Annotated in this window: 15 protein-coding genes and 1 pseudogene; 11 read left to right on the forward strand and 5 right to left on the reverse strand. The window is 62.9% G+C overall.

Annotated elements, in window-relative coordinates:
* Positions 1 to 191: pseudogene (locus MOV61_RS21295) on the forward strand (sulfate ABC transporter ATP-binding protein); the annotation flags it as partial.
* A 245-nt stretch (positions 192 to 436) separates the two neighbouring features.
* Here MOV61_RS21295 and MOV61_RS21300 read toward each other — a convergent pair.
* From MOV61_RS21300 to MOV61_RS21310, 3 genes are all read right to left on the reverse strand, one after another.
* Positions 437 to 1,537: a DNA alkylation repair protein gene (locus tag MOV61_RS21300; protein ID WP_247137993.1), complete on the reverse strand. Its 1,101-nt coding sequence runs from the start codon at positions 1,535 to 1,537 to the stop codon at positions 437 to 439.
* Positions 1,538 to 1,665: 128 nt separating this feature from the next.
* Positions 1,666 to 3,102: an NAD-dependent succinate-semialdehyde dehydrogenase gene (locus tag MOV61_RS21305; protein WP_247137994.1), complete on the reverse strand. Its 1,437-nt coding sequence runs from the start codon at positions 3,100 to 3,102 to the stop codon at positions 1,666 to 1,668.
* 158 nt (positions 3,103 to 3,260) lie between these two features.
* On the reverse strand, positions 3,261 to 3,842 hold the full coding sequence (locus MOV61_RS21310; protein ID WP_247031035.1) for a cupin domain-containing protein: 582 nt from the start codon (positions 3,840 to 3,842) through the stop codon (positions 3,261 to 3,263).
* Between the two features lie 217 nt (positions 3,843 to 4,059).
* Here MOV61_RS21310 and MOV61_RS21315 point away from each other — a divergent pair, with 217 nt between their 5' ends.
* Together MOV61_RS21315 and MOV61_RS21320 are read left to right on the forward strand one after the other, a co-directional pair.
* Positions 4,060 to 4,533, forward strand: a complete 474-nt coding sequence (locus tag MOV61_RS21315; RefSeq protein WP_247137995.1) for a VOC family protein — start codon at positions 4,060 to 4,062, stop codon at positions 4,531 to 4,533.
* A 12-nt stretch (positions 4,534 to 4,545) separates the two neighbouring features.
* On the forward strand, positions 4,546 to 5,040 hold the full coding sequence (locus MOV61_RS21320; protein WP_247137996.1) for an SRPBCC family protein: 495 nt from the start codon (positions 4,546 to 4,548) through the stop codon (positions 5,038 to 5,040).
* Between the two features lie 100 nt (positions 5,041 to 5,140).
* Here MOV61_RS21320 and MOV61_RS21325 read toward each other — a convergent pair whose 3' ends face one another.
* Positions 5,141 to 6,316, reverse strand: coding sequence for an acyl-CoA dehydrogenase (locus MOV61_RS21325; protein ID WP_258718949.1), 1,176 nt, complete (start codon positions 6,314 to 6,316; stop codon positions 5,141 to 5,143).
* A gap of 114 nt (positions 6,317 to 6,430) precedes the next feature.
* On the opposite strand from MOV61_RS21325, the gene MOV61_RS21330 reads away from it, so the two are divergent.
* A complete protein-coding gene (locus MOV61_RS21330; protein WP_247137997.1) occupies positions 6,431 to 7,348 on the forward strand; it encodes a LysR family transcriptional regulator in 918 nt (305 codons plus the stop codon).
* 132 nt (positions 7,349 to 7,480) lie between these two features.
* Here the strand turns inward: MOV61_RS21330 and MOV61_RS21335 are convergent, their stop codons facing one another.
* Positions 7,481 to 8,908 carry an amidase gene (locus MOV61_RS21335; RefSeq protein ID WP_247137998.1) on the reverse strand — a complete coding sequence of 476 codons (1,428 nt, stop codon included), beginning with the start codon at positions 8,906 to 8,908 and terminating at the stop codon, positions 7,481 to 7,483.
* A 152-nt stretch (positions 8,909 to 9,060) separates the two neighbouring features.
* Between MOV61_RS21335 and MOV61_RS21340 the strand changes: the two genes are divergently transcribed.
* The 7 genes from MOV61_RS21340 to MOV61_RS21370 form a co-directional block, all read left to right on the forward strand.
* Positions 9,061 to 10,158: a LacI family DNA-binding transcriptional regulator gene (locus MOV61_RS21340; RefSeq protein WP_247137999.1), complete on the forward strand. Its 1,098-nt coding sequence runs from the start codon at positions 9,061 to 9,063 to the stop codon at positions 10,156 to 10,158.
* The gene (locus tag MOV61_RS21345) at positions 10,155 to 11,189 is read left to right on the forward strand and encodes a PotD/PotF family extracellular solute-binding protein (protein ID WP_038545554.1); all 1,035 of its coding nucleotides are present in this window, start codon (positions 10,155 to 10,157) and stop codon (positions 11,187 to 11,189) included. Before MOV61_RS21340 ends, MOV61_RS21345 begins: the two co-directional genes overlap by 4 nt.
* A gap of 101 nt (positions 11,190 to 11,290) precedes the next feature.
* Complete coding sequence (locus tag MOV61_RS21350; protein ID WP_247138000.1) at positions 11,291 to 12,133, forward strand: ABC transporter permease; 843 nt, start codon at positions 11,291 to 11,293, stop codon at positions 12,131 to 12,133.
* Positions 12,130 to 12,912 (forward strand): ABC transporter permease, encoded by a 783-nt coding sequence (locus tag MOV61_RS21355; protein ID WP_247138001.1) that lies wholly within the window; start codon positions 12,130 to 12,132, stop codon positions 12,910 to 12,912. The genes MOV61_RS21350 and MOV61_RS21355 overlap by 4 nt, the downstream gene beginning before the upstream one ends.
* Complete coding sequence (locus MOV61_RS21360; RefSeq protein ID WP_247138002.1) at positions 12,905 to 13,930, forward strand: ABC transporter ATP-binding protein; 1,026 nt, start codon at positions 12,905 to 12,907, stop codon at positions 13,928 to 13,930. Before MOV61_RS21355 ends, MOV61_RS21360 begins: the two co-directional genes overlap by 8 nt.
* Before the next feature lie 11 nt (positions 13,931 to 13,941).
* Complete coding sequence (locus MOV61_RS21365; protein WP_247138003.1) at positions 13,942 to 14,883, forward strand: nucleoside hydrolase; 942 nt, start codon at positions 13,942 to 13,944, stop codon at positions 14,881 to 14,883.
* Positions 14,880 to 15,326: amidohydrolase family protein (locus tag MOV61_RS21370; protein WP_247138004.1), on the forward strand; the 447-nt coding region annotated here is incomplete at its 3' end. The genes MOV61_RS21365 and MOV61_RS21370, both read left to right, overlap by 4 nt.

The following is a 15,326-nucleotide window of genomic DNA, read 5'->3' on the forward strand; positions in this document are numbered from 1 at the left end:
GGTCCGCGCAGGGGCCGGGCATTCCGGCCAGCATCACCCGCGTGCTCGACCGCCCGGACGGGCGGCGGGTGCTGGCGACGACTGAGACCGGCGAACAGCTGGAATTCGACGTCGAGCCGGAGCGGGCAGTCAAGGCGGGCGAGGGTGGTTTTGTGACTTTGCGCAGGGCGAAGGTGTTTGCGCTGGGTTGATGGGTTTCTTCGACAAGCAGTAGATTTTGGCGACATACGTCTGCGCCACCCCCTCATCCGACCCTTCGGGCCACCTTCTCCCCGCTGGGGAGAAGAGGTTATGAGGCACTGTCTCCTGCTCCTTCTCTATGGATGAGGGAAAAGGCGCCGACGTCACCGTTTATCCTCTCCCCTCGGGGAGAGGTACGCCGAGCGAAGCGGAGGCGGGGTGAGGGGGCCACACCCGCCAACCTGGCCGAAAAAGTTCAAGCCAGAAGCTCGAACGCATCCTCGGCCAGCACCTCGCCGTTGACGATCAGTTCCACCGAATGCCGGCCGGCGTAGTGCACGCGCGTCGTAAAATCGCGGATGGCGCGGCTGATCGTGAGTTCGCAGCTTTCGCCGGCGCCCAGTGTGATCTCCTTCCACTTGAAGACCTTCTTTGAGGTGCCGCCTGCCTTCTTCACGTAGTGGACCGCATAATCGATGACGAGCTTCTGCGGCGCCGACGCGGTCGACACCACCCTGGCCGATATCTTCACCGCGCTACCGAGTTTCAGCGACGACGGCGTCACCATGAAACTGTCGACCTTTACCTCCGCCTTGTGACCGGCGCCGAAGACGTGGAGCGCCCTGGCATCGCCCTTCTTGATCAGCGTGCGCAGCGCCTGCTTGATGATCCAGGCCGTGCGCGGGTCATCCTTCGGCCAGTCGGCGATCCTGTCGAACACCCAGGCAGGATGGTCCTTGGTGATGTCGTTCAGGTGGTTGGCGACGGATTTGCGCACGTAAAGGCTCGGATCGCTCCTGAGGTTTTCGAGGAGCAGCGCGACAGGCGAGGGGTCGGCAATCAGTTCTTTCAGCTGGAACGACCAGGGCAGGCGCGGGCGGCAGCCTTCGCTCGAAAGCCGGCGCACATGCTCGTTGTCGTCCCGCGACCAGCGCTCCATCACTTTCAGCGTCCGGGCGAGGTCCTTCAGGAGGAAATGCCGGACGGCGAATTCCGACGAGCCGAAGCGGGTGAAGAAGGCGAGCGCATCCATCGACAGGTCGAAATGGTCATGGCCGTGGAGCGCCACATATTCCGGCAGCACGATTGAGGCGAAGCCGTGGTTGATGCGGGGTGCCAGTGCCCGCAGGATGTCGATATTCTTTTCGAACCCGCCGGGCAGGACCGCGTGGTAGGCGATGGCGATCTGGCGCAGGCGCTGCATGATGCTCAGATCGTCGAGACCGGCGGAAGTGAGCGCCAGAAAGCGCTCCTCGTCGAAGCCGGGATGGATGGCCTTGGTCTCGGCCGCAAAATGCCGGAGGCGATCGCGGTTGAAGATTTCCTTCAGGAGCGGTGCTGCTTCAGTCTCGGCCATGGTGCTCATCCGGTGTTCACTGTTTGTTTTGGTATTTGACTCGAGTGACACCGGCAAGGGCAAAAGAAAACGCCGGCCGGTGCATGGGCACCGACCGGCGTCGAGAGTTCGGTTTGAAAAACTTCAGATCAGCTCATCTGGCTGACGAAGCGGGTTTCGAGATAGGCTTCGGTGGCTTCCGAGCCGCCTTCCGTGCCGTAGCCAGAGTCCTTGATGCCGCCGAACGGGACTTCCGGCAGGGCCAGGCCGTTGTGGTTGATGGTCAGCATGCCGGCTTCCACCTGGCGGCTGAGCGCGTGGGCGGTCTTCACCGAGCCGGTGAAGGCGTAGGAGGCGAGGCCGAAGGGCAGCCGGTTGGCTTCCGCGATCGCGTCGTCGTAATGCGAGAAGCGGTTGATGATCGCGATCGGGCCGAAGGGCTCGTCGTTCATGATCTTCGCCGATGTCGGGACTTCGGAGAGGACCGTCGGCTCGAAGAAGTGGCCCTTGTTGCCGATGCGGTGGCCGCCGGTCTTCAACTCGCCACCATGGGTGATGGCGTCCTGAATGAGCGCTTCCATGGCCGGGATGCGGCGCTCGTTGGCGAGCGGACCCATGGTCACGCCGTCTTCCAGGCCGTTGCCGACCTTGACCGCTTGTGCCGCCTTGACGAAACCGGCGGTGAACTTGTCGGCGATACCGTCCTGCACGAGGAAGCGGGTCGGGGCGACGCAGACCTGGCCGGCATTGCGGAATTTCGACATGGCGGTGACTTCGATCGCCTTTTCGAGATCGGCATCGTCGAAGATCATCACCGGCGCATGGCCACCGAGTTCCATCGTGGCGCGCTTCATGTGCTTGCCGGCAAGGGCGGCCAGATGCTTGCCGATCGGGGTGGAGCCGGTGAACGAGATCTTGCGGATGACCGGATGCGGGATCAGGTATTCGGAAATCTCGGCCGGAATGCCGTAGACGAGGTTGACGACGCCTGCGGGCACGCCGGCATCGATGAAGGCGCGGATCAGTTCGGCCGGCGAAGCGGGCGTTTCCTCAGGCGCCTTGACGATGATCGAGCAACCGGTCGCAAGGGCTGCGGAGAGCTTGCGAACCACTTGGTTGAGCGGGAAATTCCAGGGCGTGAAGGCGGCGACCGGGCCGACCGGCAGCTTGATCGCCATCTGCGAGACGCCGCTCATGCGGGCCGGGATGATCTGGCCATAGGTGCGGCGGGCTTCTTCGGCGAACCAGTCGATCGTGTCGGCGGCGCCCATGACTTCCATTTTCGACTGGGCGAGCGGCTTGCCCTGTTCGCGGGTCATGTAATAGGCGATCTGATCGACGCGCTGGCGCAGCAGGTCGGCAGCCTTGCGCATCAGCTTCGAGCGGTCGAAGGGCGAGGTATCGCGCCAAATCCTGAAACCCTTATCGGCGGCTTCCAGCGCCAGGTCCAGGTCCGCCTTGCGGGCATGGGCTATTTTCCCGATCACTTCTTCCGTCGCGGGATCGGAAACGTCGATGGTTTCGCCGCCGATGGCATCGCGCCATTCGCCGTTGATGAAAAGCTTGACGTCGGGATAGCTGTGCATGGTGTCCACTTTCATTTCAAGGCTGGATACGCCGTTTTTAACGGCGTTGGGAGAGGGTGCGGGAATATCGGGTTCTGACCTAAAATAATTGACAGGAACAATCAACGTTCATTGGCAATGTCCAAAAGGTGCTGAGTGAAATTCGGGCTTCGCTCTTCTTAAAGATAGGGCGGCGTGCAGGCACTTACCACCTCGCAGCGCTCGGTTCCGACGTTACGATATCGGTGCGGCTGGCGGCTGTCGAAGAGGAAGGCGTCGCCCTTTTTGAGGATGCGCGTCTGGCTGCCGACGGTCAGTTCCAGTTCTCCGGCGACAACCACTCCGCCTTCTTCGGCATCATGCTGCAGCATGGTCTCGCCGGTATCGGCGCCGGGCTCGTAGAACTCGTGGAAAATCTGTACGCTGTGGGATTTGGCGTCGCCGACCTGCAGCAGCGTCAAGGCGCCGGTCGAGAGCGGCGTCAGTTCCTCGGCACGGTAGAACACCTGGTCGACCGGCGGCAGCGTCAGCGCGAAAAAGTCGGTCAGCGGATAGTTGATTGCTTCGAGGATCTTCTTCAGCGAGGCGACCGAAGGGCTGACCTTGTTCTTCTCGATCAGCGAAACCAGGGAATGGGTGACGCCCGCCTTGACCGCCAGCGCCCGCTGCGACAGGCCGTGCTGCTTGCGCACCAGACAAAGACGCTCGCCGACATTGAAACCGCCACCGGCCCCTTCCGCCGCATTTTCCATGGCGTGCATTCTTCAAAACGACCTTTGTTTCATTTCCTCGCCGCCGATCACGGCAGCGTTTCACTGATACACCGAAGGCGGGAATTTCTCCAATGACGAAAAACGGCGCGGTTGGTGAGGGATGTAACTTTTTTCGGCTGGATGTCGGATTACCGAAAGCACGTACGTCTTTGAGTTATGGTCGCCATCGACGGCCGCTTAACCAGGATTGAAAGGGAGAAATGCAATGGCGAAGAACACGATCTGCTTATGGTTTGACAAGGACGCCGAGGAGGCTGCCCGCTTCTATGCCGAGACTTTTCCGGACAGCAAGGTCGGCGCCGTAACCCACGCGCCCGGCGATTACCCGGACGGTAAGCAGGGGGATGTGCTGGTGGTAGAATTCACCGTTGCCGGAGTGGCATGTATCGGCCTGAACGGCGGCCCGATCTTCAAGCACAACGAAGCGTTTTCCTTCCAAATCTCGACCGCAGACCAGGAAGAGACCGATCGCTACTGGAACGCCATCGTCGGTAATGGCGGTCAGGAAAGCGAATGCGGCTGGTGCAAGGATAAATGGGGCGTCTCCTGGCAGATCACGCCACGGGTCCTCATCGAAGCCCTTGCTGTCGGCGGCGGCGAGGCGAAACGTGCCTTCGAGGCGATGATGACCATGAAGAAGATCGACGTTGCGGCAATCGAAGCCGCCCGGCGTGGCTAAGGGAGACAACCAATGGACAACAAAGTGAGCAATGGCCGCACGGCGGTCGAACGGCGGTCCGAGCGCGAACTCGTCGTGACGCGCAGCTTCGACGCCCCGGTTCGCCTCGTATTCGATGCATGGACCAAGCCCGAATTGTTCAAGCTGTGGTGGGCGCCCAAGTCCAGCGGCGTCCCGCTTCTCGCCTGCGAGATGGATGTCCGCGCCGGAAGGGGCTATAGCGTCACGTTCGGACATGACGCCGCAAACTCCATGACCTTCTTCGGAAAATATCTCGAAGTATCGCCGCCTTCGCGCCTCGTCTGGACCAATGACGAAAGCGAAAACGGCTCCGTCACCACGGTCACCTTCGAGGAGGAGGAAGGCGGCAGGACGCTGCTGGTCCTGCATGAGCTCTATCCTTCCAAGGAAGCGGCCGACGAATCCTGCGCCGGCATGGAAGGTGCGATGCCCGAACAGTTCGGGCAGCTGGATGAACTTCTCGTCACCCTGGGCGCGCGCGTGTGAACCCGCGACCGCCATTCGGCTGAAACGTCGAGATCGAGATATAAAAGCCCGGCGCGCTGGCGGCGGCCGGGCTTATTTGTCGAAGTTGTAGAGTTTCCGCTCAGAAAAACGCCTGGATACCCGTCTGGGCGCGGCCCAGGATCAGCGCGTGGACGTCGTGCGTGCCTTCATAGGTGTTGACCGTCTCCAGGTTCTGCGAATGGCGCATGACGTGATACTCGATCTGGATGCCGTTGCCGCCGTGCATGTCGCGGGCTTGCCTCGCGATATCGAGCGCCTTGCCGCAATTGTTGCGCTTGACGATGGAGATCATTTCCGGGGCCATCTTGTGCTGATCCATCAGCTGGCCGACGCGGAGCGAAGCCTGCAGGCCGAGGGTGATTTCGGTCTGCATGTCGGCGAGCTTCTTCTGGTAGAGCTGCATGCCGGCGAGCGGCTTGCCGAACTGTTTGCGGTCGAGACCGTACTGGCGGGCGCGGAACCAGCAGTCTTCGGCCGCACCCATGACGCCCCAGGAAATGCCGTAGCGGGCGCGGTTGAGGCAGCCGAAGGGACCCTTGAGGCCCGAGACGTTCGGCAGGATCGCATCCTCGCCGACTTCGACGCTGTCCATAACGATCTCGCCGGTGATCGAGGCGCGCAGCGACAGCTTGCCGCCGATCTTCGGAGCAGAGAGACCTTTCATGCCTTTTTCGAGCACGAAGCCGCGGATCTCGTTGTTATGGGCTTCCGATTTTGCCCAGACGACGAAGACGTCTGCGATCGGTGCGTTGGAAATCCACATCTTCGAACCGCGCAGGCGGTAACCGCCTTCGATCTTTTCGGCGCGGGTCTTCATGCCGCCCGGATCGGAGCCGGCATCCGGCTCGGTCAGGCCGAAACAGCCGATCAGTTCGCCGGAGACGAGGCCCGGAAGATACTTCTTCTTCTGTTCGTCGGAGCCGTAGGCGAAGATCGGATAGATGACCAGCGAGGACTGGACGCTCATCATCGAGCGGTAGCCGCTATCGATGCGTTCGATCTCGCGGGCGACGAGGCCGTAGGCGACGTAGGAAGCGTTGGCAGCGCCGTATTCTTCCGGCAGGGTGACGCCGAGCAGCCCGGTTTGGCCCATCAGCTTGAAGAGACCCTTGTCGGTCGTCTCGTCGAGATAGGCTTCCTGGATGCGTGGGAGGAGTTCGGCCTTGGCGAAGGCGGCCGCCGCGTCACGGATCATCCGCTCCTCGTCAGTCAGCTGCTCTTCGAGAAGAAAGGGATCGTTCCAGGAAAAAGCCAAGGGTCTGCCTCCGGTTTGAAATCTGGCAAATTGAAGTTTAAAGAATTATCGCCAGCACAGCGCCCGAGAGCAAGCACCGTTTACTCATCAAGCCATGATCTATAGTAATAGGCAATGGTCAGCCTCTCGCGAAAACTGCTTCCCTCAACCTCGGCGCTCGCCGCTTTCGATTCCGTCGCACGCCTCGGCAGTTTTTCCGGTGCGGCCGAAGAGCTGTCGCTGACGCAAGGGGCTATCAGCCGGCAGGTTTCCGGGCTGGAAGAACAGTTGGGCGTGCAGCTTTTCGACCGTACCAGCCGCGGCGTCAGCCTCACCTCGGCCGGTGCCGATTATGCCAAGGCGGTCGCCAACGCGCTGTCACAGATCCGCTCAGCCTCGCTTCAGGTCATGACCAAACGGCATAGCGACCAGCTGAACCTGGCAATCCTGCCGACTTTCGGCACTCGCTGGCTGATGCCGCGCATCCCGCAATTCGTCGCAAGGCATCCGGAAATCACGCTCAATTTCGCCACTCGCATCGGGGTCTTCGATTTCGATCGCGACGGCATCGACATGGCGATCCATATCGGCCAGCCCGACTGGCCGGGAGCGGAATCCACCTTCCTGATGGATGAAATGGTGGCGCCGGTCTGCTCTCCGGCATTCCTCGCCTCGCATCCGATCAAAAAGGCCGAGGACCTGATGCGCCTGCCGCTGCTGCACATGGCGTCGCGGCCGGGCGCCTGGAACCACTGGTTCGAAAGCCTCGGGATCATCGGCACGCCGTCGCAGGGCATGCGCTTCGAACAGTTCGGCAACGTTGCCCAAGCCTGCATTGCGGGCCTCGGGGTTGCGCTGATGCCGCTTTTCCTGATCGACTCGGAACTGGCGGGCGGCCAGCTTGTCGAAGCGTTCCCGCATCAGGTGACGAGCCCCAGCGCCTATTATGCGGTGGCCCCGCTCAGCAAGGTCGATTTTCGGCCGGTGGTGGCGTTTCGGGCGTGGCTGATCGAGGAGGTTGGGCGGTATCGGGAAGAAGTGGTGGGCTGGTAGAGCGGATGCGAGGAGCCCCGCCCCCTTGTGGGGAGGGGTGGGGGAGGGGACTTCGCTCCGTATTCAGGCCCCTCCCGCCTGCCGGCCACCCTCCCCACAAGGGGGAGGGTTAAAAACGCCGCGCCGCCTCGCCTAAAGCTTCGGCCTCCGCCCCAACCAATCCGTGGCCGCTTCATAGGCAAGCGCAATCTCCAGCACCGCCTTGTCGGCGCGCGGGCGGCCGATGATCTGGATGCCGGCGGGCAGGCCGTTTGTGCCGAAACCGGCGGGCATCGCGGCAACCGGAAGGCCGGCCATCGAGGCCGGGACCACCACTTCCATCCAGCGGTGATAGGTGTCCATCGTCCGGCCACCAATCTCCTTCGGCCAAGGGGTTTCCGCATCGAAGGGGAAGACCTGGGCGGACGGCAGGATCAGGTAATCGTACCGGTCGAACACGGTCAGCAGGTATTGATACCAGGCACTGCGGCGTTTCGAGGCGAAATGCACCTCGCGTGCCATCATGTCGAGCCCGCGCTCGATTTCCCAGATGATCTCCGGCTTCATCTTGGCGCGCTTTCCCGGATCGTCGTAGTTGTCGCGCATGCCGCTCGCGGTCAGCCAGCTGCGCAGCGTCGTCCAGGAGCGCCAGAGGTCGTCCATGTCGAAGTCCGGAACGAGCTCGTCCACCGTGCAGCCGATCCGTTCGAAGACCGGAAGCGTCGCCCGGCAGAGTTCAAGCACGCCGGGTTCGAAAGGCAGGCAACCGCCGAGATCGCCGAGCCAGGCGATACGGGTGCCGGAAAAATCGCGGTCCTCTTGCGGCGTCAGGTCCTCGGTCGGCAAGGATAGCGGATCGCGCGGATCGTAACCGGCCTGGGTCGAAAGCAGGGCGGCGACATCGCGCACCGTGCGGCCCATCGGTCCCAGAACGGAGAGCTGGCCCATGAAGTTCTCGAGCTTCAGGGAGGAGGGGACGCGACCGAAACTCGGGCGGAAACCGACGACATTGTTGAAGGCCGCGGGGTTGCGCAGCGAGCCCATCATGTCTCCGCCATCCGCGACCGGCAGGAGATGTGCCGAAAGGGCCGCCGCCGCGCCGCCGCTCGAACCGCCGACCGTCTTGGTTAGGTCGTAGGGATTCCTGGTGATGCCATGCACGGGATTATAGCTCTGCGAGCCGAGCCCCTGTTCCGGCGTGTTAGTCTTGCCGATGATGATCGCGCCGGCCGCGCGAATGCGCTCGACCATCACCTCGTCCTTCTCAGGCACGAAATCGGCAAAGATCGGCGAGCCGTAGGTGCAGCGGATGCCCTTCACTTCGCAGAGATCCTTGATGGCGATCGGCATGCCATGCATCCAGCCGCGCGATTTGCCTGAGCCAAGCTCTGCGTCGCGTACCATAGCCTCGGCCAGAAGCTCTTCCCGGCTGCGCAGGCTGACGATCGCGTTGATTGCGGGGTTGAACCTGTCGATCCGTTCGAGATAGGCCGTCATCACTTCGGCGCAGGAGGCCCGGCCGTCATGGATCGCTTCCGAAAGTTCCGTGGCGGAAAGGCCGGTTATCTCGTCGTCCTGCATCACTGTTTCCTCATGAATACCCGAGGATTTCCACAGGTCGGGGCGAGGAAGTCAAGGCCGCATATGGGGATATCCGGACTGGCATTTACAAACGACTCGACAAAGGCCGTTGAGCAAAGTATTCGTGCTTAAACGTTTAATCAGAGCATGATATGGCTTCACCCCGTCCCGGACCGAACATGAGCGCCATCGCTGCCGCCCTCGGCGTGTCGGCGGCGACCGTGTCGAATGCGCTTTCCGGCAAGGGACGCGTGTCGCCGGAGCTTATCGAGAAGGTGCGGGCCAAGGCAAGCGAGCTCGGTTATGTGCCGAGCCTGACCGCCCGGGCGCTGCGCACCGGCCGAACCGGCGTACTCGGGCTCGTCCTTCCGGATATCGCCAATCCACTCTTCCCGCAGATTGCCCAGGCGATCGAGAACGCCGCCTCGGATGCCGGCTACGGCGTGCTCATCGCCGACTCCCGCGGCGATATCGCGGCGCAGACCGAGGCGATCGGCCGGCTTCTGGAACGTGGCGTCGACGGCATGGTCATCGTTCCCCGGCGCGGCACGCGGATCGCCGATGTCGGCTGCCCCGTTGCCGTCATTGATACGCCTTCCACGCCCGGCAACACCGTTTCGGCCGACCATTGGGACGGCGGCGGCCAGATGGGCCGCCATCTTGCGGAGCTTGGCCACCGCAAGGTGCTGCTGATCGGCACCAGCGCCTCCTCGAACGTGCAGAACGACCGCATCGGCGGGCTGAAGGCTGGCCTCGGCGCGCAGGTCGAATGCGATACGATGTGGATCGAGAAGGTCGAGGCTGTCTCGGGCGAAGGCTGCCCGCTCGGCCTGGCGGACAAGGCCAGGGCTGGTTTTACGGCCTTTGCGGCCGTCTCCGATCTTTCGGCGCTTCGGGCGCTGACGGAGCTGCAGCGCGCCGGCATCGGCGTGCCGGAAACGGTCAGCGTCACCGGTTTCGACGACCTCATCTGGTCGGCGGTCGTCACGCCCGCCCTTACCACCGTGCGTATGGACATGGTGACGATCGCCGATCTGGCGATTGCCGCGCTCATTCGTGCGATCGAGCCCGAAGGAGAGGCCGAAAACGGAGCCGAGGAGGTTTCGACCGGCAACGTTACCTCCGAGACCGACCGTGTCCCGATGCAGCTCATCGTGCGCCAGTCGGCGGCCGTCCCGCAGGCCGGCGGCACTCCGAATTTGCATGCCCAAACCTCCAACAAGCCGACAGCAGGAGAAATCACATCATGAACAAGGTCATTCTTGCGTCGGGCGCCGCCCTGATGCTTACCATGGGTGCCGCGCAAACCCCGGCGCTGGCCCAGGAAAAGACGCTGACGATTTCCGTCTATGCGCTGGCCCAGGACGAATACAAGCAGATCGTCTACGATCCCTTCCAGAAGATCTGCGGCTGCAAGCTGGTCGTCGAGACCGGCAACAGCGTCGAGCGCCTCGCCAAGATGGAGGCCAACAAGGCCAACCCGGTCGTCGACATGGCCGTCATTTCGATGGCGGATGCGCTCGCCGCCTCGCGCGCCGGCCTGACCGACAAGATCGATACCTCCAAGCTCGCAAACTTCAGCAAGCTCTATGACGTTGCCAAGGATCCGAACGGCGACGGCATGAGCGTCGGTTACACGTTCTATGCCACCTCGATCGCCTACCGTTCGGACAAGATGAAGATCGACAGCTGGGCCGATCTGCTGAAGCCGGAATATGCAAGCCACGTTGCATGGCCGAACGTCACCACCAACCAGGGCCCGCCGGCGCTCTACATGCTGGGCCTGGCGCTCGCCAAGGACACGCCGGACCTGAAGGCCCCGATCGAAGCGGTCGGCGCCAAGAAGGGCGAGATCGTCACCTTCTATGAAAAGTCGTCGCAGCTGGTGCAGCTGATGCAGCAGGAAGAAATCTGGGCAGCGCCGATCGGCCGCTTCACCTGGGCGCCCTTCACCAAGCTCGGCTTCCCGATCGCCTGGGCCACGCCGAAGGAAGGCCAGACGGGCGGCATGAACGTCATGACCGTCACCAAGGGCTCCAAGAACCGCGACCTCGCGCTGCAGTTCATGGATTTCTGGCTCTCGACGGAAGTCCAGACCAAGCTCGCCGAAAAGCTGATCGACAGCCCGTCCAACAAGGATGTCAAACTTCCCGAAGCGATTGCCAACAACCTCACCTATGGCGAGGAAACGGCAAAGAGCCTGAAACTGATCCCGTCCGCCGTCGCGCTCGACAACCGTGCCGGCTGGATCAAGACCTGGAACGAGAAGGTCGGCCAGTAAGGGCCAACGCAAACCACGGAATAGCCTCCCAAGGCTGAGGGATGCGGGCAGCGCGCGAATGCCTGCCCGTATCCCGACTAGTTGAACAGGATCGAACCACCATGTTCCAGAACAGGGCTGAAGCGCTGGCACTTGCGCTGCCGGCCGCGATCTTCGCGGCGGCGGTGTTTCTCGTGCCTGTCGTGATCCTGCTATCGGATGGATTTCGCATGCCGACCGGCGGCTGGACGATTTCCGCCTATACGGACTTCTTCTCCAATTCGCTGAACCAGACAGTCTTCCTGCGCACGCTTCGGCTCGGCGCCCTCGTTACCATCGCCTCGGCGGTGATCGGTTATGCGGCGGCGTTCGCGATCGTCAGCCTGGAACCCGGCGCCAAGGGCAAGGTCACAGGCCTCGTGGTGTTGCCGCTGATGATCTCGCCGGTCGCCCGCACCTATGCCTGGATCGTCATCCTCGGCCGCACCGGCATCGTCAACCAGGCTTTCCAGGCGCTCGGCATCACCGAGGCGCCGCTGCGCATCCTGTTCTCGGAGACGGCGATTTTCATCGGGCTGTTGCAGCTCTTCCTGCCGCTGATGATCATTTCGCTGATTTCGGCGCTCGAAAACATGCCGAAAGATGCCATTCCGGCGGCGCGCGTGCTCGGTGCCAACTGGTTCCAGGTGTTCTGGAAGGTCGTGCTGCCGCTCACCAAGGAAGGCCTGGTTGTCGGCGGCACGCTGGTCTTCACCGGCTCGCTGACCGCCTATATCACCCCCGCCATCCTCGGCGGCTCAAAGGTGCTGATGCTGGAAACGCTGCTCTACCAGCAGGTCGCGGTCTCCAACAATTTCGTCGCCGCAAGCGTCATCGCCTTCATCCTGATCGTCATGAGCTTTGCCGCCAACATCCTTCTCAAGCGGGTCGCCACGGCGCGCAACAAGCAGAGGAGCCAGGCATGACGCTGCGGAGCCTCTTCATCCCGATCACGCTCCTCCTGGTGATCGCCTTCCTGATCGGGCCCTTCCTGATCATCGTCGCGGCATCCTTCTCGGCCGGCGAAACCCTTGCCTTTCCGCCGCAAGGCTTTTCGCTGCGCTGGATCGCCAAGGTCTTCACGGTCGAAAGTTTCCGCGCCTCGTTCGGCATGTCGCTGTTTCTGGCGATCGGCGGCACGGCGGTGGCGCTTGTCCTCGGTATTCCGGCCTCCTATGCGCTATCGCGCTACAAGCTGCCGGGAGCGGAGATCGTCCGCACCATCGTCTCGGCGCCGATCATCGTGCCGGGCATCATCGTCGGCCTGGCGCTGCTGCGCTACATCGTCGTGCCGTTCCAGGTCGGGATCACGCTGGCGCTGTTCCTCGCCCATACGGCGCTGGTCCTGCCCTATGCGGTTCGGGTCGTCTCCGCCAGCCTCGACAACCTGCGCTCCGACATCGAGGAAGCGGCCGTGCTGCTCGGCTCCTCGCGGCTCGGCGCGTTCTTCCGGGTGGTGATGCCGAATATCCGCGGCGGCATCATGTCGGCCTTCATCCTCGGCTTCGTCACCAGCTTCAACCAGGTGCCGGTATCGCTGTTCCTCTCGGGGCCTGGCGTGCGCACCCTGCCGGTCGACATGATCGCCTATATGGAAATCGTCTTCGATCCGTCCGTCGCAGCGCTCTCCTCGCTGCTCGCCTTCCTCTCCATCGGCATCGTCTTCATCGCCGAACGTTTCCTGGGGTTCTCCCGCTATGTCTGATGCGTCCTATCTCTCGCTCGAAAAGCTGACGCTCGCCTATGGCGATTCCGTCGCCGTCGCCAACCTCGATCTCGATATCCGCAAGGGCGAACTGATCGCGCTGCTCGGCCCTTCCGGCTGCGGCAAGACGACCACGATGCGGGCGATCGCCGGCCTGCTGGCGGTGAAGAGCGGCCATGTCCGCCTCGACGGCACCGACATTACCCGGGTGCCGGCCAACAAGCGCGCCGTCGGCCTGATGTTCCAGTCCTATGCGCTCTTCCCGCATCTCTCGGTCTACGAGAACGTCGCCTTCGGGCTGAAGCTCAAGGGCATGCGGGGCACCGAACTCGATACCAAGGTCCAGTCCGGCCTCAAATCTGTCGGTCTGTCGGCCTTCGCCAACCGCAAGCCGGCCGAGCTTTCCGGCGGCCAGCAGCAGCGCGTGGCGCTCGCCCGTTCGATGGTGATGGAACCGAAGGTGCTGCTGCTCGACGAGCCGCTGTCGAACCTCGATGCTCGCCTGCGTCTGGAAATGCGCACCGAGCTTCAGCGCGTCCAGAAGGAGACCGGCGTGACGATGATCTTCGTCACTCACGATCAGGCCGAAGCTTTGGCGCTCGCCGACCGCATTGTGGTCATGAAGAGCGGTAAGATAGAGCAGATCGGTTCGCCGGAAGACATCTACAACCGCCCGACATCGTCCTTCGTGGCGGACTTCGTCGGGTTCGAAAACATTTTCCCGCTCGAAAATGGAAAGATGAAGACCAGTGCGGGTCTCATCGATCTCTCGGGTAAGGCCCCTTCAGCGGCGGGTCTTGCCTGGCGGCCGCGTATGGTGACCCTGGGGACAGGTCCTTTCCAGGGCACCGTGCGCGGTACTTCCTTTGCCGGCGACGCACGGGAATACCTGCTCGATACTTCCTTCGGCCCGATCAAGGCCGAGGTGGAGGCAAGCCAGCCGACGCATGCGCTGGGTGCCGGTCTTACCTTCGACCTGCCGGCCGAAAAGGCCGCGCCGCTGTCGCGATTCGTGTAGGATCCGCTGACATGGGTATCTGGATCGACACGGACATGGGTTTCGACGACATCGCTGCGATCATGGTCGCAGCGCATGCGGGGCTCGGCGTCGACGGCGTTTCGCTGGTCTTCGGCAACGCGCCCATCGAGCATGTCCGCCGTAATGCAGCCGGCGCGGCCTCCGCTTTCGTCTGGCCCTTCCCGGTCCATGCCGGACGCGCCGCACCGGTGCTGGCAAAAATGGAGACCGCGACAGGCATACTAGGCCAGACCGGTATCCCGACCGCGGGCCGGGCCTTGCCCGAAGCGCCGGATGCGTTCCATACAGATGCCTTCGAAGCGCTCTGTTCCTGGCTCGAAAAGGGCAAAGCTAATGGTGAAGAGGGGGGCGAACGCCGCATCATGGCGCTTGGACCGCTCACCAATATCGCGGCAGTGGCGCTTGCCCGGCCGGATCTTGCAGCCAGGATCACCGATCTCACCTGGATGGGCGGCGGGGTCACCACCGGCAATCATACCGCATCCGCGGAGTTCAACGCCTTTGCCGATCCGGAAGCGCTGGCGATCGTGCTCGCCCACAAGATCCCGTTGCGGATGGTCGATCTCGATCTCTGCCGCAAGGTGCTCTGCGCACCGGACGACGTCGCGCCGATCCGGGCTGCCGGCGGGCGCAATGCGGAACTGGTTGCCGATCTTCTCGCCGGGTTCGTGGCGATCGCCACCAGCCGCGGCCGTCCGGCCATGGCGCTCTACGATGCGGTCGCGGCCGTCGCCTTTGCCTTTCCGGAACATGTCACCTGGCGCGAAGCGCGCATCGATGTCGAACTGTCCGGCACGCTGACGCGCGGCCGCACCGTTGTCGAGACGCGTACCGGCCGGGGCGAATTCAACGCGGTCTATGGCGTCGAGATCGACGTCGGGAAGGCGAGAGCCATCATTCTTGAAACACTGCGGGCAGAGGCAAGCTGGTGAAGAGTATCATCTCGAGCGTACAGGAATTTACCGAACCGGGCTTGCGTGACCGTGCCGTCACCGCGGCGCGGGGTGATGCGCCCTTCGATATCCTGATATCGGGCGGCACGCTGGTCGACATGGTGACGGGCGAGCTGCGCCCGGCCGATATCGGCCTCGTCGGGCCGGTAATCGCCAGCGTCCATGAGACCGGCTCCCGCTCGGATGCGGCCGAGATCATCGACGCTGCGGGCATGTTCATCTCGCCCGGTCTCATCGATACGCATATGCATATCGAAAGTTCGATGGTGACGCCGGCGACCTATGCGGGCGCCGTGCTGCCGCGCGGGGTGACGACCGTCGTCTGGGACCCGCATGAATTCGGCAATGTCCACGGGACCGAAGGTGTGGCCTGGGCGCTCGAAGCGGTGAAGCCGCTGCCGCTGCGTGCCGTCGTTCTGGCG

Source organism: Neorhizobium sp. BETTINA12A (genome assembly GCF_023006485.1).
Lineage (GTDB): Bacteria > Pseudomonadota > Alphaproteobacteria > Rhizobiales > Rhizobiaceae > Neorhizobium.

Excerpts from the sequence above, each read along its gene's own strand:
- MOV61_RS21320 (WP_247137996.1), top strand. The coding sequence starts at position 4,546 with ATGGACAACAAAGTGAGCAATGGCCGCACGGCGGTCGAACGGCGGTCC.
- MOV61_RS21315 (WP_247137995.1), top strand. The coding sequence starts at position 4,060 with ATGGCGAAGAACACGATCTGCTTATGGTTTGACAAGGACGCCGAGGAG.
- MOV61_RS21345 (WP_038545554.1), top strand. The coding sequence starts at position 10,155 with ATGAACAAGGTCATTCTTGCGTCGGGCGCCGCCCTGATGCTTACCATG.
- MOV61_RS21305 (WP_247137994.1), bottom strand. The coding sequence starts at position 3,102 with ATGCACAGCTATCCCGACGTCAAGCTTTTCATCAACGGCGAATGGCGC.
- MOV61_RS21365 (WP_247138003.1), top strand. The coding sequence starts at position 13,942 with ATGGGTATCTGGATCGACACGGACATGGGTTTCGACGACATCGCTGCG.
- MOV61_RS21340 (WP_247137999.1), top strand. The coding sequence starts at position 9,061 with ATGGCTTCACCCCGTCCCGGACCGAACATGAGCGCCATCGCTGCCGCC.
- MOV61_RS21335 (WP_247137998.1), bottom strand. The coding sequence starts at position 8,908 with ATGCAGGACGACGAGATAACCGGCCTTTCCGCCACGGAACTTTCGGAA.
- MOV61_RS21355 (WP_247138001.1), top strand. The coding sequence starts at position 12,130 with ATGACGCTGCGGAGCCTCTTCATCCCGATCACGCTCCTCCTGGTGATC.
- MOV61_RS21350 (WP_247138000.1), top strand. The coding sequence starts at position 11,291 with ATGTTCCAGAACAGGGCTGAAGCGCTGGCACTTGCGCTGCCGGCCGCG.
- MOV61_RS21360 (WP_247138002.1), top strand. The coding sequence starts at position 12,905 with ATGTCTGATGCGTCCTATCTCTCGCTCGAAAAGCTGACGCTCGCCTAT.
- MOV61_RS21310 (WP_247031035.1), bottom strand. The coding sequence starts at position 3,842 with ATGCACGCCATGGAAAATGCGGCGGAAGGGGCCGGTGGCGGTTTCAAT.
- MOV61_RS21330 (WP_247137997.1), top strand. The coding sequence starts at position 6,431 with ATGGTCAGCCTCTCGCGAAAACTGCTTCCCTCAACCTCGGCGCTCGCC.
- MOV61_RS21300 (WP_247137993.1), bottom strand. The coding sequence starts at position 1,537 with ATGGCCGAGACTGAAGCAGCACCGCTCCTGAAGGAAATCTTCAACCGC.